This is a genomic window from Escherichia sp. AM3 (assembly GCF_032029835.1).
In the GTDB taxonomy this organism is placed as follows: Bacteria; Pseudomonadota; Gammaproteobacteria; order Enterobacterales; family Enterobacteriaceae; genus Escherichia; species Escherichia coli.
This window is the reverse complement of record NZ_JAVUPQ010000004.1, coordinates 81133-101923: the sequence shown is the minus strand read 5'-3', so window position 1 is coordinate 101923 and position 20791 is coordinate 81133. Positions and strand designations below refer to the sequence as shown.

Sequence of the window (20791 nt, the reverse complement as noted above, 5' to 3'; positions counted from 1 at the left end):
ATCAAAACCTGTATGGACATAAGGTGAATACTTTGTTACTTTAGCGTCACAGACATGAAATTGGTAAGACCAATTGACTTCGGCAAGTGGCTTAAGACAGGAACTCATGGCCTACAGCAAAATCCGCCAACCAAAACTCTCCGATGTGATTGAGCAGCAACTGGAGTTTTTGATCCTCGAAGGCACTCTCCGCCCGGGCGAAAAACTCCCACCGGAACGCGAACTGGCAAAACAGTTTGACGTCTCCCGTCCCTCCTTGCGTGAGGCGATTCAACGTCTCGAAGCGAAGGGCTTGTTGCTTCGTCGCCAGGGTGGCGGCACTTTTGTCCAGAGCAGCCTATGGCAAAGCTTCAGCGATCCGCTGGTGGAGCTGCTCTCCGACCATCCTGAGTCACAGTATGACTTGCTCGAAACACGACACGCCCTGGAAGGTATCGCCGCTTATTACGCCGCGCTGCGTAGTACCGATGAAGACAAGGAACGCATCCGTGAACTCCACCACGCCATAGAGCTGGCGCAGCAGTCTGGCGATCTGGACGCGGAATCAAACGCCGTACTCCAGTATCAGATTGCTGTCACTGAAGCGGCCCACAATGTGGTTCTGCTTCATCTGCTAAGGTGTATGGAGCCGATGTTGGCCCAGAATGTCCGCCAGAACTTCGAATTGCTCTATTCGCGTCGCGAGATGCTGCCGCTGGTGAGTAGTCACCGCACCCGCATATTTGAAGCGATTATGGCCGGTAAGCCGGAAGAAGCGCGCGAAGCATCGCATCGCCATCTGGCCTTTATCGAAGAAATTTTGCTCGACAGAAGTCGTGAAGAGAGCCGCCGTGAGCGTTCTCTGCGTCGTCTGGAGCAACGAAAGAATTAGTGATTTTTCTGGTAAAAATTATCCAGAAGATGTTGTAAATCAAGCGCATATAAAAGCGCGGCAACTAAACGTAGAACCTGTCTTATTGAGCTTTCCGGCGAGAGTTCAATGGGACAGGTTCCAGAAAACTCAACGTTATTAGATAGATAAGGAATAACCCATGTCAGAACGTTTCCCAAATGACGTGGATCCGATCGAAACTCGCGACTGGCTCCAGGCGATCGAATCGGTCATCCGTGAAGAAGGTGTTGAGCGTGCTCAGTATCTGATCGACCAACTGCTTGCTGAAGCCCGCAAAGGCGGTGTAAACGTAGCCGCAGGCACAGGTATCAGCAACTACATCAACACCATCCCCGTTGAAGAACAACCGGAGTATCCGGGTAATCTGGAACTGGAACGCCGTATTCGTTCAGCTATCCGCTGGAACGCCATCATGACGGTGCTGCGTGCGTCGAAAAAAGACCTCGAACTGGGCGGCCATATGGCGTCCTTCCAGTCTTCCGCAACCATTTATGATGTGTGCTTTAACCACTTCTTCCGTGCACGCAACGAGCAGGATGGCGGCGACCTGGTTTACTTCCAGGGCCACATCTCCCCGGGCGTGTACGCTCGTGCTTTCCTGGAAGGTCGTCTGACTCAGGAGCAGCTGGATAACTTCCGTCAGGAAGTTCACGGCAATGGCCTCTCTTCCTATCCGCACCCGAAACTGATGCCGGAATTCTGGCAGTTCCCGACCGTATCTATGGGTCTGGGGCCGATTGGTGCTATTTACCAGGCTAAATTCCTGAAATATCTGGAACACCGTGGCCTGAAAGATACCTCTAAACAGACCGTTTACGCGTTCCTCGGCGACGGTGAAATGGACGAACCGGAATCCAAAGGTGCGATCACCATCGCTACCCGTGAAAAACTGGATAACCTGGTCTTCGTTATCAACTGTAACCTGCAGCGTCTTGACGGCCCGGTCACCGGTAACGGCAAGATCATCAACGAACTGGAAGGCATCTTCGAAGGTGCTGGCTGGAACGTGATCAAAGTGATGTGGGGTAGCCGTTGGGATGAACTGCTGCGTAAAGATACCAGCGGTAAACTGATCCAGCTGATGAACGAAACCGTTGACGGCGACTACCAGACCTTCAAATCGAAAGATGGTGCGTACGTTCGTGAACACTTCTTCGGTAAATATCCTGAAACCGCAGCACTGGTTGCAGACTGGACTGACGAGCAGATCTGGGCACTGAACCGTGGTGGTCACGATCCGAAGAAAATCTACGCTGCATTCAAGAAAGCGCAGGAAACCAAAGGCAAAGCGACAGTAATCCTTGCTCATACCATTAAAGGTTACGGCATGGGCGACGCGGCTGAAGGTAAAAACATCGCGCACCAGGTTAAGAAAATGAACATGGACGGCGTGCGTCACATCCGCGACCGTTTCAATGTGCCGGTGTCTGATGCAGATATCGAAAAACTGCCGTACATCACCTTCCCGGAAGGTTCTGAAGAGCATACCTATCTGCACGCTCAGCGTCAGAAACTGCACGGTTATCTGCCAAGCCGTCAGCCGAACTTCACCGAGAAGCTTGAGCTGCCGAGCCTGCAAGACTTCGGCGCGCTGTTGGAAGAGCAGAGCAAAGAGATCTCTACCACTATCGCTTTCGTTCGTGCTCTGAACGTGATGCTGAAGAACAAGTCGATCAAAGATCGTCTGGTACCGATCATCGCCGACGAAGCGCGTACTTTCGGTATGGAAGGTCTGTTCCGTCAGATTGGTATTTACAGCCCGAACGGTCAGCAGTACACCCCGCAGGACCGCGAGCAGGTTGCTTACTATAAAGAAGACGAGAAAGGTCAGATTCTGCAGGAAGGGATCAACGAGCTGGGCGCAGGTTGTTCCTGGCTGGCAGCGGCGACCTCTTACAGCACCAACAATCTGCCGATGATCCCGTTCTACATCTATTACTCGATGTTCGGCTTCCAGCGTATTGGCGATCTGTGCTGGGCGGCTGGCGACCAGCAAGCGCGTGGCTTCCTGATCGGCGGTACTTCCGGTCGTACCACCCTGAACGGCGAAGGTCTGCAGCACGAAGATGGTCACAGCCACATTCAGTCGCTGACTATCCCGAACTGTATCTCTTACGACCCGGCTTACGCTTACGAAGTTGCTGTCATCATGCATGACGGTCTGGAGCGTATGTACGGTGAAAAACAAGAGAACGTTTACTACTACATCACTACGCTGAACGAAAACTACCACATGCCGGCAATGCCGGAAGGTGCTGAGGAAGGTATCCGTAAAGGTATCTACAAACTCGAAACTATTGAAGGTAGCAAAGGTAAAGTTCAGCTGCTCGGCTCCGGTTCTATCCTGCGTCACGTCCGTGAAGCAGCTGAGATCCTGGCGAAAGATTACGGCGTAGGTTCTGACGTTTATAGCGTGACCTCCTTCACCGAGCTGGCGCGTGATGGTCAGGATTGTGAACGCTGGAACATGCTGCACCCGCTGGAAACTCCGCGCGTTCCGTATATCGCTCAGGTGATGAACGACGCTCCGGCAGTGGCATCTACCGACTATATGAAACTGTTCGCTGAGCAGGTCCGTACTTACGTACCGGCTGACGACTACCGCGTACTGGGTACTGATGGCTTCGGTCGTTCCGACAGCCGTGAGAACCTGCGTCACCACTTCGAAGTTGATGCTTCTTATGTCGTGGTTGCGGCGCTGGGCGAACTGGCTAAACGTGGCGAAATCGATAAGAAAGTGGTTGCTGACGCAATCGCCAAATTCAACATCGATGCAGATAAAGTTAACCCGCGTCTGGCGTAAGAGGTAAAAGAATAATGGCTATCGAAATCAAAGTACCGGACATCGGGGCTGATGAAGTTGAAATCACCGAGATCCTGGTCAAAGTGGGCGACAAAGTTGAAGCCGAACAGTCGCTGATCACCGTAGAAGGCGACAAAGCCTCTATGGAAGTTCCGTCTCCGCAGGCGGGTATCGTTAAAGAGATCAAAGTCTCTGTTGGCGATAAAACCCAGACCGGCGCACTGATTATGATTTTCGATTCCGCCGACGGTGCAGCAGACGCTGCACCTGCTCAGGCAGAAGAGAAGAAAGAAGCAGCTCCGGCAGCAGCACCAGCGGCTGCGGCGGCAAAAGACGTTAACGTTCCGGATATCGGCAGCGACGAAGTTGAAGTGACCGAAATCTTGGTGAAAGTTGGCGATAAAGTTGAAGCTGAACAGTCGCTGATCACCGTAGAAGGCGACAAGGCTTCTATGGAAGTTCCGGCTCCGTTTGCTGGCACTGTGAAAGAGATCAAAGTGAACGTGGGTGACAAAGTGTCTACCGGCTCGCTGATTATGGTCTTCGAAGTCGCGGGTGAAGCAGGCGCGGCAGCTCCGGCCGCTAAACAGGAAGCAGCTCCGGCAGCGGCCCCTGCACCAGCGGCTGGCGTGAAAGAAGTTAACGTTCCGGATATCGGCGGTGACGAAGTTGAAGTGACTGAAGTGATGGTGAAAGTGGGCGACAAAGTTGCCGCTGAACAGTCACTGATCACCGTAGAAGGCGACAAAGCTTCTATGGAAGTTCCGGCGCCGTTTGCAGGCGTCGTGAAGGAACTGAAAGTCAACGTTGGCGATAAAGTGAAAACTGGCTCGCTGATTATGATCTTCGAAGTTGAAGGCGCAGCGCCTGCGGCAGCTCCTGCGAAACAGGAAGCGGCAGCGCCGGCACCGGCAGCAAAAGCTGAAGCCCCGGCAGCAGCACCAGCTGCGAAAGCGGAAGGCAAATCTGAATTTGCTGAAAACGACGCTTATGTTCACGCGACTCCGCTGATCCGCCGTCTGGCACGCGAGTTTGGTGTTAACCTTGCGAAAGTGAAGGGCACTGGCCGTAAAGGTCGTATCCTGCGCGAAGACGTTCAGGCTTACGTGAAAGAAGCTATCAAACGTGCAGAAGCAGCTCCGGCAGCGACTGGCGGTGGTATCCCTGGCATGCTGCCGTGGCCGAAGGTGGACTTCAGCAAGTTTGGTGAAATCGAAGAAGTGGAACTGGGCCGCATCCAGAAAATCTCTGGTGCGAACCTGAGCCGTAACTGGGTAATGATCCCGCATGTTACTCACTTCGACAAAACCGATATCACCGAGTTGGAAGCGTTCCGTAAACAGCAGAACGAAGAAGCGGCGAAACGTAAGCTGGATGTGAAGATCACCCCGGTTGTCTTCATCATGAAAGCCGTTGCTGCAGCTCTTGAGCAGATGCCTCGCTTCAATAGTTCGCTGTCGGAAGACGGTCAGCGTCTGACCCTGAAGAAATACATCAACATCGGTGTGGCGGTGGATACCCCGAACGGTCTGGTTGTTCCGGTATTCAAAGACGTCAACAAGAAAGGCATCATCGAGCTGTCTCGCGAGCTGATGACTATTTCTAAGAAAGCGCGTGACGGTAAGCTGACTGCGGGCGAAATGCAGGGCGGTTGCTTCACCATCTCCAGCATCGGCGGCCTGGGTACTACCCACTTCGCGCCGATTGTGAACGCGCCGGAAGTGGCTATCCTCGGCGTTTCCAAGTCCGCGATGGAGCCGGTGTGGAATGGTAAAGAGTTCGTGCCGCGTCTGATGCTGCCGATTTCTCTCTCCTTCGACCACCGCGTGATCGACGGTGCTGATGGTGCCCGTTTCATTACCATCATTAACAACACGCTGTCTGACATTCGCCGTCTGGTGATGTAAGTAAAAGAGCCGGCCCAACGGCCGGCTTTTTTCTGGTAATCTCATGAATGTATTGAGGTTATTAGCGAATAGACAAATCGGTTGCCGTTTGTTGTTTAAAAATTGTTAACAATTTTGTAAAATACCGACGGATAGAACGACCCGGTGGTGGTTAGGGTATTACTTCACATACCCTATGGATTTCTGGGTGCAGCAAGGTAGCAAGCGCCAGAATCCCCAGGAGCTTACATAAGTAAGTGACTGGGGTGAGGGCGTGAAGCTAACGCCGCTGCGGCCTGAAAGACGACGGGTATGACCGCCGGAGATAAATATATAGAGGTCATGATGAGTACTGAAATCAAAACTCAGGTCGTGGTACTTGGGGCAGGCCCCGCAGGTTACTCCGCTGCCTTCCGTTGCGCTGATTTAGGTCTGGAAACCGTAATCGTAGAACGTTACAACACCCTTGGCGGTGTTTGCCTGAACGTCGGCTGTATCCCTTCTAAAGCACTGCTGCACGTAGCAAAAGTTATCGAAGAAGCCAAAGCGCTGGCTGAACACGGTATCGTCTTCGGCGAACCGAAAACCGATATTGACAAGATTCGTACCTGGAAAGAGAAAGTGATCAATCAGCTGACCGGTGGTCTGGCTGGTATGGCGAAAGGCCGCAAAGTCAAAGTGGTCAACGGTCTGGGTAAATTCACCGGGGCTAACACCCTGGAAGTTGAAGGTGAGAACGGCAAAACCGTGATCAACTTCGACAATGCGATCATTGCAGCGGGTTCTCGCCCGATCCAACTGCCGTTTATTCCGCATGAAGATCCGCGTATCTGGGACTCCACTGACGCGCTGGAACTGAAAGAAGTACCAGAACGCCTGCTGGTAATGGGTGGCGGTATCATCGGTCTGGAAATGGGCACCGTATACCACGCGCTGGGTTCACAGATTGACGTGGTTGAAATGTTCGACCAGGTTATCCCGGCAGCTGACAAAGACATCGTTAAAGTCTTCACCAAGCGTATCAGCAAGAAATTCAACCTGATGCTGGAAACCAAAGTTACCGCCGTTGAAGCGAAAGAAGACGGTATTTATGTGACGATGGAAGGCAAAAAAGCACCAGCTGAACCGCAGCGTTACGACGCCGTGCTGGTAGCGATTGGTCGTGTGCCGAACGGTAAAAACCTCGACGCAGGCAAAGCTGGCGTGGAAGTTGACGACCGTGGTTTCATCCGCGTTGACAAACAGCTGCGTACCAACGTACCGCACATCTTTGCTATCGGCGATATCGTCGGTCAGCCGATGCTGGCACATAAAGGTGTTCACGAAGGTCACGTTGCCGCTGAAGTTATCGCCGGTAAGAAACACTACTTCGATCCGAAAGTTATCCCGTCCATCGCCTATACCGAACCAGAAGTTGCATGGGTAGGTCTGACTGAGAAAGAAGCGAAAGAGAAAGGCATCAGCTATGAAACCGCCACCTTCCCGTGGGCTGCTTCTGGTCGTGCTATCGCTTCCGACTGCGCAGACGGTATGACCAAGCTGATTTTCGACAAAGAATCTCACCGTGTGATCGGTGGTGCGATTGTTGGTACCAACGGCGGCGAGCTTCTGGGTGAAATCGGCCTGGCAATCGAAATGGGTTGTGATGCTGAAGACATCGCACTGACCATCCACGCGCACCCGACTCTGCACGAGTCTGTGGGCCTGGCGGCAGAAGTGTTCGAAGGTAGCATTACCGACCTGCCGAACCCGAAAGCGAAGAAGAAGTAATTTTTCGTTTGCCGGAACATCCGGCAATTAAAAAAGCGGCTAACCACGCCGCTTTTTTTACGTCTGCAATTTACCTTTCCAGTCTTCTTGCTCCACGTTCAGAGAGACGTTCGCGTACTGCTGACCGTTGCTCGTTATTCAGCCTGACAGTATGGTTACTGTCGTTTAGACGTTGTGGGCGGCTCTCCTGAACTTTCTCCCGAAAAACCTGACGTTGTTCAGGTGATGCCGATTGTATACGCTGGCGGGCGTTATCACGTTGCTGTTGGTTCAGTGGGCGCTGCTGTACTTTTTCCTTAAACACCTGGCGCTGTTCGGGAGTTGCAGACTGAATACGCTCACGCGCTGCCTCTCTTCGCTGCTGCTTCTGCGGGTTAGTCTGCATTTTCTCGCGAACCGCCTGGCGCTGCTCAGGCGAGGCGGACTGAATACGCTGGCGCGCCGCCTCCCTTCGCTGCTGGACCTGCGGGTTAGTCTGCATTTTCTCGCGGACTGCCTGGCGCTGCTCAGGCGAGGCCGACTGATAACGCTGACGAGCGGCGTCCTTTTGTTGCTGGGTCAGTGGTTGGCGACGGCTGAAGTCGCGGAAGTCGTCATAGCTCCCATAGTGTTCAGCTTCATTAAACCGCTGTGCCGCTGCCTGACGTTGGGTATCTTGTGTAATGACGGGGGCGGCGTGTGTTCGTTGCTGAAACTGACTTGCTGCCGCCTGACGCTGGCTGTCGCGTGTTGGAGCAGGTAGCTGCGTGGCACTCATTCCGCCGTTGACATCGGTTTGATGAAACCGCTTTGCCATATCCTGATCATGATAGGGCACACCATTACGGTAGTTTGGATTGTGCCGCCATGCCATATTCTTATCAGTAAGATGCTCACCGGTGATACGGTTGAAATTGTTGACGTCGATATTGATGTTGTCGCCGTTGTGTTGCCAGCCATTACTGTCACGATGACCGCCATCGTGGTGATGATAATCATCATCGTCATGATGATGATGGTCATGATCGTCGTCATCCCAGTCGATGCTGCTGAATAGTGCGTACGTGGTAGCAACGCCCATGCTATAGCCGAATCCGCGCACAAAGCTGTCAACAAACGGTTCTCCGGCTGGTGGTGGCAGATAAACCGGCGGATACGCAGTATTGGCCCAGTTCCCGTAAACCACGGTTGGGTTGTAGTTGGGAATATAGACCACATCAGGATTGGCGGGCTCAATGGAAATGACGGTTGTTGCCGGCTCTGTAATGACGGGGTTGGCAGTTAAAACGGTATTGGATGGTATGACGGGTGCCGTGACTGTCTGTTTTACCGGTACAGCTTTCTTCGTTGTGGTAATAACTTTCTGTTCGGTTGATGACTTCAGCGAGCCGGTTTGTTGCGCCAGTTGCCGCAATCGCTGTACCGAGTCCATCACGTCCTGCGGCTGGGCCAGAAAAGCATCGCCCAGGTTTTGCACCCATTGCGGGTTTTCGCCCATCAATGCCATCAATTGTGGAAAGGCCACCAGTGATTTAACGCTGGCGTCCCACGGCTGGTCAGATACCGCCTGAATAGCAGCATCGCCTTGTTTAAGTGGATTATCGTGCGACCATTGCACTGCTTGAGCAACGTTTGTCGGATAGGTTGATGCCATCAGCACCTGCGAAAGTAGGGCGTCGGGATACAGCGCGACGGGCGCGACCCATTGATCTATTTGTGCAGTGCTGAATGCGGATTTGACGACGGCGGGTGTTACGGGAGGTGCGGAAACCGTTGCAGGAAACGTAACCGCGGCAGCGTCAGACACAGCCAGTTGTGTCGATTGCGGTTCCACAGGCGCTTCCACTGTGCGGCTTTTTATATATAGCCCGGTAGAGGCGGCACAAAGCCCGGCACTGCAAATTAGCGCCAGCACATGGGGTTTAAATGGCAAAGTCATTTTCATAATTCGGATCTCAAGGAAATCGCAATGGTCGGCGAACTGCCACCCGCAGGTGCTGTGAATCCGAGTATAAAGAGGCGGTAGTTTAAATTTTGACTAATCTTGGGATTCGTTGAGAAAGGTGATTATCACCATGCGAATTAACGAAGTTTTTACGGAGGGAAACAATCTCTAGACCATCCTTAACGATTCAGCCACTTTTTTATGTTGCTTTTTTGTAAACAGATTAACACGTCGTCAAAATCCTGCTATTCTGCCCGTTGCGGTACTGGGCATTTACCCTACAAACTGCTGTCTCACAGGAGCGTGAAGAGAATCGCCTGCCGCACTATGACAATGAGAGCGAGGAGAACCGTCGTGCTAGAAGAATACCGTAAGCACGTAGCTGAGCGTGCCGCTGAGGGGATTGCGCCCAAACCCCTGGATGCAAACCAAATGGCCGCACTTGTAGAGCTGCTGAAAAACCCGCCCGCGGGCGAAGAAGAATTCCTGTTAGATCTATTAACCAACCGTGTTCCCCCTGGCGTCGATGAAGCCGCCTATGTCAAAGCAGGCTTCCTGGCTGCTATCGCTAAAGGCGAAGCCAAATCCCCTCTGCTGACTCCGGAAAAAGCCATCGAACTGCTGGGTACCATGCAGGGTGGTTACAACATTCATCCGCTGATCGACGCTCTGGATGATGCCAAACTGGCACCGATCGCTGCCAAAGCACTTTCTCACACACTGCTGATGTTCGATAACTTCTATGACGTAGAAGAGAAAGCCAAAGCAGGCAACGAATATGCGAAGCAGGTAATGCAGTCCTGGGCGGATGCCGAATGGTTCCTGAATCGCCCGGCGCTGGCTGAAAAACTGACCGTTACCGTCTTCAAAGTCACTGGCGAAACCAACACCGATGACCTTTCTCCGGCACCGGATGCGTGGTCGCGCCCGGATATCCCACTGCACGCGCTGGCGATGCTGAAAAACGCCCGTGAAGGTATTGAGCCAGACCAGCCAGGTGTTGTTGGCCCGATCAAACAGATTGAAGCTCTGCAACAGAAAGGTTTCCCGCTGGCGTACGTCGGTGACGTTGTGGGTACGGGTTCATCGCGTAAATCCGCCACGAACTCCGTTCTGTGGTTTATGGGCGATGATATTCCACATGTGCCGAACAAACGCGGCGGTGGTTTGTGCCTCGGCGGTAAAATTGCACCCATCTTCTTTAACACGATGGAAGACGCGGGTGCACTGCCAATCGAAGTCGACGTCTCTAACCTGAACATGGGCGACGTGATTGACGTTTACCCGTACAAAGGTGAAGTGCGTAACCACGAAACAGGCGAACTGCTGGCGACCTTCGAACTGAAAACCGACGTGCTGATTGATGAAGTGCGTGCTGGCGGCCGTATTCCGCTGATTATCGGGCGTGGCCTGACCACCAAAGCGCGTGAAGCACTTGGTCTGCCGCACAGTGATGTGTTCCGTCAGGCGAAAGATGTCGCTGAGAGCGATCGCGGCTTCTCGCTGGCGCAAAAAATGGTAGGCCGTGCCTGTGGCGTGAAAGGCATTCGTCCGGGCGCGTACTGTGAACCGAAAATGACTTCTGTAGGCTCTCAGGACACCACAGGCCCGATGACCCGTGATGAACTGAAAGACCTGGCGTGCCTGGGCTTCTCGGCTGACCTGGTGATGCAGTCTTTCTGCCACACCGCGGCGTATCCGAAGCCAGTTGACGTGAACACGCACCACACGCTGCCGGACTTCATTATGAACCGTGGCGGTGTGTCGCTGCGTCCGGGGGACGGCGTAATCCACTCCTGGCTGAACCGTATGCTGCTGCCGGATACCGTCGGTACCGGTGGTGACTCCCATACCCGTTTCCCGATCGGTATCTCTTTCCCGGCGGGTTCTGGTCTGGTGGCGTTTGCTGCCGCAACTGGCGTAATGCCGCTGGATATGCCGGAATCCGTTCTGGTGCGCTTCAAAGGCAAAATGCAGCCGGGCATCACCCTGCGCGATCTGGTACACGCCATTCCGCTGTATGCGATCAAACAAGGTCTGCTGACCGTTGAGAAGAAAGGCAAGAAAAACATCTTCTCTGGCCGCATCCTCGAAATTGAAGGTCTGCCGGATCTGAAAGTTGAGCAGGCCTTTGAGCTGACCGATGCGTCCGCCGAGCGTTCTGCTGCCGGTTGTACCATCAAGCTGAACAAAGAACCGATCATCGAATACCTGAACTCTAACATCGTCCTGCTGAAGTGGATGATCGCGGAAGGTTACGGCGATCGTCGTACCCTGGAACGTCGTATTCAGGGCATGGAAAAATGGCTGGCGAATCCTGAGCTGCTGGAAGCCGATGCAGATGCGGAATACGCGGCAGTGATCGACATCGATCTGGCGGATATTAAAGAGCCAATCCTGTGTGCTCCGAACGACCCGGATGACGCGCGTCCGCTGTCTGCGGTACAGGGTGAGAAGATCGACGAAGTGTTTATCGGTTCCTGCATGACCAACATCGGTCACTTCCGTGCTGCGGGTAAACTGCTGGATGCGCATAAAGGTCAGTTGCCGACCCGCCTGTGGGTGGCACCGCCAACCCGTATGGACGCCGCACAGTTGACCGAAGAAGGCTACTACAGCGTCTTCGGTAAGAGTGGTGCGCGTATCGAGATCCCTGGCTGTTCCCTGTGTATGGGTAACCAGGCGCGTGTGGCGGACGGTGCAACGGTGGTTTCCACCTCTACCCGTAATTTCCCGAACCGTCTGGGTACTGGCGCGAATGTCTTCCTGGCTTCTGCGGAACTGGCTGCTGTTGCGGCGCTGATTGGCAAACTGCCGACGCCGGAAGAGTACCAGACCTACGTTGCGCAAGTAGATAAAACTGCCGTTGATACTTATCGTTATCTGAACTTCAACCAGCTTTCTCAGTACACCGAAAAAGCCGATGGGGTGATTTTCCAGACTGCGGTGTAATAAGTAAGCGCACGCGCTGCGCATAAACGACACAATGCCCGGTGAATGAGATTCCCGGGCATTTTTTATTTCTAAACCATCGCCGTTCCGCTGTTTTTCTCCGGTAAGGCTGCGATAATTACATCAATGGCGCAATGCGATTTCGGCGCATTGCCGGGAGCAGAGGAACACACTATGGATTACGAATTTCTGCGCGATATTACCGGAGTGGTAAAGGTGCGTATGTCCATGGGGCATGAAGTGGTCGGGCACTGGTTTAATGAAGAGGTGAAAGAAAACCTGGCCTTGCTTGATGAAGTGGAACAAGCAGCGCACGCACTGAAAGGTAGCGAACGGTCCTGGCAACGGGCAGGGCATGAATACACCCTGTGGATGGACGGTGAAGAGGTGATGGTTCGCGCCAATCAACTGGAATTCGCTGGCGATGAAATGGAAGAGGGGATGAACTACTACGACGAAGAAAGCCTGTCGCTATGCGGCGTTGAGGATTTTCTGCAGGTCGTGGCGGCTTACCGCAATTTCGTGCAGCAGAAGTAAATAAATCTGGCGGAGCCTGGAGCTCCGCCAGAGCCGTTAAACAGCTGGCATATTGCGCCCGTAATAAATCTCGCGCATTTCTTTCCACAGCGCAGCGGTAATTTCCTGGCGCTCGCTGTCGGTTAAATCTTCCGGTTTGGTGTGGAACATGTAGTGCTTAAGGTCGAACTCTTTAAGCAACATCTTGGTATGGAAGATATTTTCCTGATAGACGTTTACATCCACCATGTCATACAGCGCCTTCATATCGTCAGACATAAAGTTCTGAATCGAATTAATCTCATGGTCGATAAAGTGCTTCATACCGTTAATGTCGCGGGTAAAACCGCGCACGCGATAATCAATGGTTACGATATCGGACTCAAGCTGGTGGATCAGGTAATTCAGCGCCTTCAGCGGAGAAATCACGCCGCAGGTAGAGACTTCAATATCGGCGCGGAAGGTACATAAACCGCCTTCAGGATGACTTTCCGGGTAGGTATGTACGCAAATATGACTTTTATCGAGATGGGCAACGACCGTTTCTGGCAGTGGGCCGGGGTGTTCTGTTTTGTCGATGAGTTTCGGGTCAACCGGTTCTTCACTCACCAGAATAGTGACGCTGGCACCCTGTGGTTCGTAATCCTGGCGGGCGATGTTAAGAATATTGGCCCCGATAATGGAACAGGTTTCTGACAGGATTTCGGTCAGACGGTTGGCATTATAGAGTTCATCGATATAAGCAATATAACCGTCGCGCTCTTCGGCAGTTTTGGCGTAGCAGATATCGTAAATACAAAAACTCAGACTTTTGGTCAGATTATTAAAGCCATGCAGTTTCAGTTTTTTCAATTTCTTATCTTCTCCTTAGGACGGCTGTGAAGCCAGTGCGTCTTGCAGATACTGAGGTAAGGCAAAAGCTGCCGTATGGATTGCCGGATTGTAATAACGGCATTTCAGGCCAGAAGCGAGAAAACGCGCCTGAATAATTTCGGTTGAGAGATGGCGTAAGGCGTCGTTATCTGTCGCCCATGCAAAAGTCATGATACCGCCGTAATAGGTCGGGATCGCCGCCTGATAAAAGCCAACGTCGCTGAAGTAATGGCTGAGTTTGCGATGGCTGTCGATGGCTTCTTCCTGCTGTAAAAAGCAGACGCCGTTTTGTGCGACGAAGATACCGCCAGGATTCAGGCAACGTTTGCAGCCTTCATAAAATGCCGAAGTGAAAAGGCTTTCGCCGGGACCGATAGGATCGGTGCAGTCGGAGATAATGACATCAAAGGTCTGGCTGGTTTGATTAACGAAATTGACGCCATCGTCGATCACCAGCTTAAAGCGCGGATCGTCGTAGCTACCGGCGTTATGGTTGGGTAGATACTGACGGCAGAACGATACGACACCCGCATCGATTTCCACCATCGTGATTGACTCAACGTTTTTATGTCGGGTTACTTCACGCAGCATGGCACCGTCGCCGCCGCCGATAATCAGCACATGTTTCGCGTGACCGTGGGCCAGTAGCGGAACATGGGTCATCATCTCATGATAGATAAACTCGTCGCGCTCGGTGGTTTGTACTACGCCATCCAGCGCCATTACGCGACCAAATGCAGCGTTCTCAAAAATGATCAGATCCTGGTGATCGGTCTTTTCATGATACAGAACGTTATCTACCGCAAAGTACTGCCCAAACTGGTCGTGTAGCGTTTCATGCCACTGTTTTTTTTCGGCCATGGGTTGATACCTCCTTTGTTAACACCCGTAAAAAAAGGGCGCAACATAATAGCTAACATTGACCGCGGATGCACGGTCAATATTTCTACAAAAAGGTATCAGGGATTATTTGACGTAGGCAAGCAGGCTTAAGGAATCGCGAGCCAGGGCTTTGCACTTTTTAGCGACGGGAATGCCAATGCCGCTGAGATCGCGGTAGCTGTCTTCACCGAGGGCTTTCATGTCGAAGGTGTCGTAATTACTGAGGTCCCACTGGTTTTGCTGAGCGAAAAAGACCAGTGCGCGACGAATTTGCCCGTTAGGTAAGTTCTGGTAACCACAATCGTTCTTCAGAAAGACAAAAACTGCCGTTAAATCGGCCATATCTTCGGCTTCAGACTCGCTGAGCGCGTAACTGTTTGCGCAGACGGCCATCAGGCTGCCGAATAACACTGTTCTGAAAAACGTCTTCATTGCTTCTACCAGGGGCTTAAAGAAGATAAACGTTAGCACACTGCGAGCGAGGCGACGACCATTATTGTCGATTAAATTGTGTCTGCGGCTTGACCTTCCCGTAAGGGGAAGGACTATGCTCAACGTTTGATTTTGTTTCGCCTGCTTAAGAATAAGGAAATAACTATGCAACGCCGTGATTTCTTAAAATATTCCGTCGCGCTGGGTGTGGCTTCAGCCTTGCCGCTGTGGAGCCGCGCAGTCTTTGCGGCGGAACGCCCAACGTTACCGATCCCTGATTTGCTCACGACCGATGCCCGTAATCGCATTCAGTTAACTATTGGCGCAGGCCAGTCCACCTTTGGCGGGAAAACTGCAACTACCTGGGGCTATAACGGCAATCTGCTGGGGCCGGCGGTGAAATTACAGCGCGGCAAAGCGGTAACGGTTGATATCTACAACCAACTGACGGAAGAGACAACGTTGCACTGGCACGGGCTGGAAGTACCGGGTGAAGTCGACGGCGGCCCGCAGGGAATTATTCCGCCAGGTGGCAAGCGCTCGGTGACGTTGAACGTTGATCAACCTGCCGCTACCTGCTGGTTCCATCCGCATCAGCACGGCAAAACCGGGCGACAGGTGGCGATGGGGCTGGCTGGGCTGGTGGTGATTGAAGATGACGAGATCCTGAAATTAATGCTGCCAAAACAGTGGGGTATCGATGATGTTCCGGTGATCGTTCAGGATAAGAAATTTAGCGCCGACGGGCAGATTGATTATCAACTGGATGTGATGACCGCCGCCGTGGGCTGGTTTGGCGATACGTTGCTGACCAACGGTGCAATCTACCCGCAACACGCTGCCCCGCGTGGTTGGCTGCGCCTGCGTTTGCTCAATGGCTGTAATGCCCGTTCGCTCAATTTCGCCACCAGCGACAATCGCCCGCTGTATGTGATTGCCAGCGACGGTGGTCTGCTACCTGAACCAGTGAAGGTGAGCGAACTGCCGGTGCTGATGGGCGAGCGTTTTGAAGTGCTGGTGGAGGTTAACGATAACAAACCCTTTGACCTGGTGACGCTGCCGGTCAGCCAGATGGGGATGGCGATTGCGCCGTTTGATAAGCCTCATCCGGTAATGCGGATTCAGCCGATTGCTATTAGTGCCTCCGGTGCTTTGCCAGACACATTAAGTAGCCTGCCTGCGTTACCTTCGCTGGAAGGGCTGACGGTACGCAAGCTGCAACTCTCTATGGACCCGATGCTCGATATGATGGGGATGCAGATGCTAATGGAGAAATATGGCGATCAGGCGATGGCCGGGATGGATCACAGACAGATGATGGGCCATATGGGGCACGGCAATATGAATCATATGAACCACGGCGGTAAGTTCGATTTCCACCATGCCAACAAAATCAACGGTCAGGCGTTTGATATGAACAAGCCGATGTTTGCGGCGGCGAAAGGGCAATACGAACGTTGGGTTATCTCTGGCGTGGGCGACATGATGCTGCATCCGTTCCATATCCACGGCACGCAGTTCCGTATCTTGTCAGAAAATGGCAAACCGCCAGCGGCTCATCGCGCGGGCTGGAAAGATACCGTTAAGGTAGAAGGTAATGTCAGCGAAGTGCTGGTGAAGTTTAATCACGATGCACCGAAAGAACATGCTTATATGGCGCACTGCCATCTGCTGGAGCATGAAGATACGGGGATGATGTTAGGGTTTACGGTATAAAAAGACCGTATTCGGAAATATGCCCGGATCTCTCCGGGCATTAAACTGATGACAAACGCAAATCTGCCTGATGCGCTACGCTTATCAGGCCTACGCTAGCTGTGCAATCCATTGATTTTGCACAATTTTGTAGGCTGGATAAGGCGTTCACGCCGCATCCGGCATGAACAACGCGCACGTTGTCAGCAATCTGAGCAAGTCTTACTTCACATCATCCGGCAGCGCATAAGCCACAATATAGTCGCCCATCTTCGTACCAAATGAACCGTGACCGCCTGCGGAGATCACCACATACTGCTTACCATTCACTTCATAGGTCATTGGCGTAGCCTGACCACCCGCTGGTAAACGACCCTGCCACAGTTTTTCACCGTTGCTCATGTTGTAAGCGCGCAGGTAGTTATCTGCCGTAGCGGCGATAAACAGCACGTTACCCGCCGTGGAGATTGGCCCGCCCAGCATCGGCATACCCATATTGAACGGCACCGGTACAGGCATCGGGAACGGCATACTGTCCTGCGGCGTACCAATACGTTTCTTCCACACCACTTCATTGGTTTTCAGATCCAGCGCCGAGATATAACCCCATGCTGGCTGTTTACATGGCAGACCAAACGGTGAGAGGAACGGGTTGAGCGTGACACCATAAGGTACACCGTACTGTGGCTGAATGCCGGATTCCGTACCCGTGCCTTTGGCATCTTTCGGCTGCTCCATCGGGTTGCCAGGACCACGCGGGATCAGTTTCGAAACAAACGGCAGTGCCATTGGGTTGGCAATCGCCACTTCACGATTTGGATCAACGGAAATCCCGCCCCATTCGAACATCCCCAGGTTACCCGGGAAGACCAGCGTACCCTGTTCAGATGGCGGGGTGAAAATGCCTTCATAGCGCATCTGGTGGAACATCACGCGGCACACCAGTTGGTCAAACATGGTGGCTCCCCACATATCCGCACCGCTCAAATCTTTCGTCGGACGGAAGCTCAGTTCCGAGAATGGTTGAGTAGGGGTAACGTAATCGCCTTTGGCAGCACCTTGGGGAACCGGTTTTTCCGGTGCCGGAACCACCAGTTCGCCATTACGACGATCGAGCACAAAAATGTTGCCGGTTTTCGCCGGAGCGTAAATAACTGGCACTTTCTGACCATTAACGGTGATGTCCGCCAGCGTCGGCTGTGCCGGAAGATCCATATCCCACAGGTCGTGGTGAACGGTCTGGTAGCTCCACGCCAGTTTCCCGGTAGTGGCATTCAGCGCCAGAATCGAGCTGGCATAACGTTCCTGTTCCGGTGTGCGGTTACCGCCCCAGATATCCGGCGTGGTCACGCCCATCGGCAGATACACCAGATCCAGCTTCGCGTCATAGGCCGCTGGTGCCCACGAGTTTGGCGAGTTAAAGGTAAAGGTGTGTTCGTCAGACGGGATTGCGTTCGGATCTTTCGCGCCGGGATCAAAAGCCCACAGCAGCTCCCCGGTGTTGACATCAAAACCACGGATCACGCCAGACGTTTCGCGGGTTGAGAAGTTATCGGTAACTGAACCTGCCATCACGATGGTTTTATCGGTGATAATCGGTGGCGAAGTCGGTTCATACAGACCCGGTTTGGTGTCTGGCATATTGCTTTGCAGATTGAGCACGCCTTTATTGGCGAAGGTTTCGCACAGTTTGCCGTTTTCAGCGTTAATCGCAATCAGTCGACCATCATTGACCGGAAGAATGATACGACGCGGGCAATCCGCCATCACTTCCGGCGAAGCCGTTTCTGCTTTGGCTTCATGATAAGAGACGCCACGGCAGGTTACGTGCTGGAAAGACTCGTTAGTTTTCAGCTCAGGATCGTAATGCCATTTCTCTTTGCCGCTGGCGGCATCGAGCGCAAACAGGCGCTGGTGAGCGGTACACAGGTAAAGGGTGTCGCCCACTTTAATCGGCGTCACTTCATTGGTGATTTCGCCCGGATCGTTCGGCTGCTTCACATCGCCAGTACGGAACACCCAGGCTTCTTTCAGATTATGGACGTTATCGGCGTTAATTTGTTTCAGAGGTGAAAAGCGTTGACCTTCCTGATTGCGACCATAGGCAGGCCAGTCCTGATCGGCAACGGGTGAGATAGCTTCCGCAGGTGTGGCATCGGCGCTTAAGGTGCCGTTGATTTCCTGCGGATCGTTAAATCCGGCCCAGGTCAGGATACTACCGCTAATCAGCAGTGCCACCACCAGTGCGGCAACTGCGCCGCTGGCAGGAATGACCAGGCGACGCCAGACAAACGGCAGGATCAGCCAGATGCCGAAGAAGACCAGAATATCGCTGCGCGGAGTCAGCGCCCAGAAGTCGAAACCAACTTCCCAGACGCCCCAAATCATGGTGCCGAGCAGCAGGGCGGCGTATAGCCAAAGCGCGGCACGTTTACTGCGCCACAGCATCCAGGCGACGCCGAGCATCACAAGGCCAGCGATAGGGTAGTACCAGGAGCCGCCAATCGCGACCAGCCAGCCTCCGCCAATGAGTAGATACAGCCCGCAAAGCGCTGCAAAAAGGGCTGTTAGCGTGACGAGTAATCGTCGCGAGCCTGTATTGTTAATTGCCATAAAGAGACACCATTTCAATTCATTAATATTTTAGTAGCAATTAATTATAGGTTTTAACATGTGTGATCGTCATCACAATTCGAGCTTTATTAACAGATTCCGCGAATGAATAGTTTTACTGGTATACTGCGTGTCTTGCGCTTTGTTGCGGTGCCAAAACCTGCCCGTGCGAAGTGATTTGTTTTTAAATCATATGGTTAGAGATATGAAACATACTGTAGAAGTAATGATCCCCGAAGCGGAGATTAAAGCGCGTATCGCCGAACTGGGTCGTCAGATTACTGAGCGTTACAAAGACAGCGGCAGCGATATGGTGCTGGTTGGTCTGCTGCGTGGCTCATTTATGTTTATGGCGGACCTGTGCCGTGAAGTTCAGGTATCTCATGAAGTCGACTTTATGACCGCCTCCAGCTACGGTAGCGGCATGTCCACCACCCGTGATGTGAAAATCCTCAAAGATCTGGATGAAGATATCCGTGGCAAGGACGTGCTGATTGTTGAAGATATCATCGACTCGGGGAATACACTGTCGAAAGTGCGTGAGATCTTAAGCCTGCGCGAACCGAAGTCGCTGGCGATTTGTACGCTGCTGGATAAACCGTCCCGTCGTGAAGTGAACGTCCCGGTAGAATTTATTGGTTTCTCGATCCCGGATGAGTTTGTGGTGGGTTACGGCATTGATTACGCACAGCGTTACCGTCATCTGCCGTATATCGGCAAAGTGATTCTGCTGGACGAGTAAGTGTGAAGTTGCCGGATGTGTTGCATCCGGCATGGCATTTTTATTTGTGGTTGGCGTGTTTCAGCTTGAGGTTGGAAATCCCGTGACGGTAACGTTGCTCAAGGGTTTCGCGGTTAGTCGCTGTGACATCCAGATCACGCAGCAAGCCGTCGTGAATGCCATAGGCCCAGCCGTGAATGGTAACTTTCTGCCCGCGTTTCCACGCTGATTGCATAATGGTGGAGTGGCCCAGGTTATAAACCTGTTCCATGACGTTCAGTTCACACAAGGTATCCAGACGGCGCTCTTGCGGCATTTCGCCGAGCAATGAGCTATGTTTGAACCAGATATCGCGGATATGCAGCAGCCAGTTGTTGATAAGCCCCAGTTCCGGGTTTTCAACGGCGGCTTGTACGCCGCCGCAACCGTAGTGGCCACAGATAATAATGTGTTCAACTTCGAGTACATCTACTGCATACTGAACCACGGAAAGGCAGTTCAGGTCGGTGTGAATGACCAGGTTAGCAACATTACGGTGAACAAAGAGTTCGCCCGGCTCAAGACCGGTTAAACGTTCTGCAGGAACGCGACTGTCGGAACATCCAATCCATAGAAAGCGCGGTTTTTGCGCTTGTGCCAGTTTCTCAAAAAATCCGGGATCCTCTTCCACCAGCATTTTTGACCATAGTGCATTGTTGCTGATGAGTGTATCTATGTCTTTCATGGAGGTTAACGACCTGTAACCAAATAATTACGTTTGGCTAATATAGGGCAACTCCGGGACGATTTAAACCACAGATAAAGTGTAAGAACGTAAGGTAAGTAAAAATTT

14 protein-coding genes are annotated in these 20791 nt (G+C 52.6%); 8 read left to right on the top strand and 6 right to left on the bottom strand.

The features are described 5' to 3' along the window. Positions 1-106: 106 nt before the first annotated feature. From pdhR to lpdA, 4 genes are all read left to right on the top strand, one after another. The gene (pdhR, locus tag RTW80_RS03455) at positions 107-871 is read left to right on the top strand and encodes a pyruvate dehydrogenase complex transcriptional repressor PdhR (RefSeq protein WP_000331776.1); all 765 of its coding nucleotides are present in this window, start codon (positions 107-109) and stop codon (positions 869-871) included. A 160-nt stretch (positions 872-1031) separates the two neighbouring features. Further along, positions 1032-3695, top strand: coding sequence for a pyruvate dehydrogenase (acetyl-transferring), homodimeric type (gene aceE / locus RTW80_RS03450; protein ID WP_000003820.1), 2664 nt, complete (start codon positions 1032-1034; stop codon positions 3693-3695). Between the two features lie 14 nt (positions 3696-3709). Continuing rightward, positions 3710-5602 (top strand): pyruvate dehydrogenase complex dihydrolipoyllysine-residue acetyltransferase, encoded by a 1893-nt coding sequence (gene aceF / locus RTW80_RS03445; RefSeq protein ID WP_000963518.1) that lies wholly within the window; start codon positions 3710-3712, stop codon positions 5600-5602. A gap of 324 nt (positions 5603-5926) precedes the next feature. Continuing rightward, positions 5927-7351 carry a dihydrolipoyl dehydrogenase gene (gene lpdA, locus RTW80_RS03440; protein WP_000102485.1) on the top strand — a complete coding sequence of 475 codons (1425 nt, stop codon included), beginning with the start codon at positions 5927-5929 and terminating at the stop codon, positions 7349-7351. Between the two features lie 70 nt (positions 7352-7421). On the opposite strand, the gene RTW80_RS03435 is transcribed toward lpdA, so the two are convergent. Further along, positions 7422-9275, bottom strand: a complete 1854-nt coding sequence (locus tag RTW80_RS03435; RefSeq protein ID WP_032247706.1) for a DUF3300 domain-containing protein — start codon at positions 9273-9275, stop codon at positions 7422-7424. 354 nt (positions 9276-9629) lie between these two features. Here RTW80_RS03435 and acnB point away from each other — a divergent pair, with 354 nt between their 5' ends. Together acnB and yacL are read left to right on the top strand one after the other, a co-directional pair. Then, positions 9630-12227 (top strand): bifunctional aconitate hydratase 2/2-methylisocitrate dehydratase, encoded by a 2598-nt coding sequence (acnB, locus tag RTW80_RS03430; protein WP_001307570.1) that lies wholly within the window; start codon positions 9630-9632, stop codon positions 12225-12227. A 174-nt stretch (positions 12228-12401) separates the two neighbouring features. Then, positions 12402-12764, top strand: a complete 363-nt coding sequence (gene yacL / locus RTW80_RS03425) for a protein YacL (protein ID WP_000384306.1) — start codon at positions 12402-12404, stop codon at positions 12762-12764. A 36-nt stretch (positions 12765-12800) separates the two neighbouring features. Here the strand turns inward: yacL and speD are convergent, their stop codons facing one another. The 3 genes from speD to RTW80_RS03410 form a co-directional block, all read right to left on the bottom strand. Then, a complete protein-coding gene (gene speD, locus RTW80_RS03420; protein WP_000734287.1) occupies positions 12801-13595 on the bottom strand; it encodes an adenosylmethionine decarboxylase in 795 nt (264 codons plus the stop codon). Between the two features lie 15 nt (positions 13596-13610). After that, positions 13611-14477: a polyamine aminopropyltransferase gene (gene speE / locus RTW80_RS03415; protein WP_000818411.1), complete on the bottom strand. Its 867-nt coding sequence runs from the start codon at positions 14475-14477 to the stop codon at positions 13611-13613. Between the two features lie 105 nt (positions 14478-14582). After that, positions 14583-14930, bottom strand: coding sequence for a YacC family pilotin-like protein (locus RTW80_RS03410; protein ID WP_001295568.1), 348 nt, complete (start codon positions 14928-14930; stop codon positions 14583-14585). A 165-nt stretch (positions 14931-15095) separates the two neighbouring features. Here RTW80_RS03410 and cueO point away from each other — a divergent pair, with 165 nt between their 5' ends. After that, a complete protein-coding gene (gene cueO / locus RTW80_RS03405; RefSeq protein WP_063119245.1) occupies positions 15096-16646 on the top strand; it encodes a multicopper oxidase CueO in 1551 nt (516 codons plus the stop codon). A 201-nt stretch (positions 16647-16847) separates the two neighbouring features. Here cueO and gcd read toward each other — a convergent pair whose 3' ends face one another. Continuing rightward, positions 16848-19238: a quinoprotein glucose dehydrogenase gene (gcd, locus tag RTW80_RS03395; RefSeq protein ID WP_001297052.1), complete on the bottom strand. Its 2391-nt coding sequence runs from the start codon at positions 19236-19238 to the stop codon at positions 16848-16850. A gap of 205 nt (positions 19239-19443) precedes the next feature. On the opposite strand from gcd, the gene hpt reads away from it, so the two are divergent. Beyond that, positions 19444-19980: a hypoxanthine phosphoribosyltransferase gene (hpt, locus tag RTW80_RS03390; protein WP_000683335.1), complete on the top strand. Its 537-nt coding sequence runs from the start codon at positions 19444-19446 to the stop codon at positions 19978-19980. Between the two features lie 40 nt (positions 19981-20020). Here the strand turns inward: hpt and can are convergent, their stop codons facing one another. Next, positions 20021-20683, bottom strand: coding sequence for a carbonate dehydratase (can, locus tag RTW80_RS03385; protein ID WP_000651599.1), 663 nt, complete (start codon positions 20681-20683; stop codon positions 20021-20023). Positions 20684-20791 lie beyond the last annotated feature (108 nt).

Bases quoted from the DNA above. Each gene is read 5' to 3' on its own strand.
- yacL (WP_000384306.1), top strand. From the start codon at position 12,402: ATGGATTACGAATTTCTGCGCGATATTACCGGAGTGGTAAAGGTGCGT.
- can (WP_000651599.1), bottom strand. From the start codon at position 20,683: ATGAAAGACATAGATACACTCATCAGCAACAATGCACTATGGTCAAAA.
- cueO (WP_063119245.1), top strand. From the start codon at position 15,096: ATGCAACGCCGTGATTTCTTAAAATATTCCGTCGCGCTGGGTGTGGCT.
- speE (WP_000818411.1), bottom strand. From the start codon at position 14,477: ATGGCCGAAAAAAAACAGTGGCATGAAACGCTACACGACCAGTTTGGG.
- aceE (WP_000003820.1), top strand. From the start codon at position 1,032: ATGTCAGAACGTTTCCCAAATGACGTGGATCCGATCGAAACTCGCGAC.
- pdhR (WP_000331776.1), top strand. From the start codon at position 107: ATGGCCTACAGCAAAATCCGCCAACCAAAACTCTCCGATGTGATTGAG.
- RTW80_RS03435 (WP_032247706.1), bottom strand. From the start codon at position 9,275: ATGAAAATGACTTTGCCATTTAAACCCCATGTGCTGGCGCTAATTTGC.
- lpdA (WP_000102485.1), top strand. From the start codon at position 5,927: ATGAGTACTGAAATCAAAACTCAGGTCGTGGTACTTGGGGCAGGCCCC.
- gcd (WP_001297052.1), bottom strand. From the start codon at position 19,238: ATGGCAATTAACAATACAGGCTCGCGACGATTACTCGTCACGCTAACA.
- aceF (WP_000963518.1), top strand. From the start codon at position 3,710: ATGGCTATCGAAATCAAAGTACCGGACATCGGGGCTGATGAAGTTGAA.
- hpt (WP_000683335.1), top strand. From the start codon at position 19,444: ATGAAACATACTGTAGAAGTAATGATCCCCGAAGCGGAGATTAAAGCG.
- RTW80_RS03410 (WP_001295568.1), bottom strand. From the start codon at position 14,930: ATGAAGACGTTTTTCAGAACAGTGTTATTCGGCAGCCTGATGGCCGTC.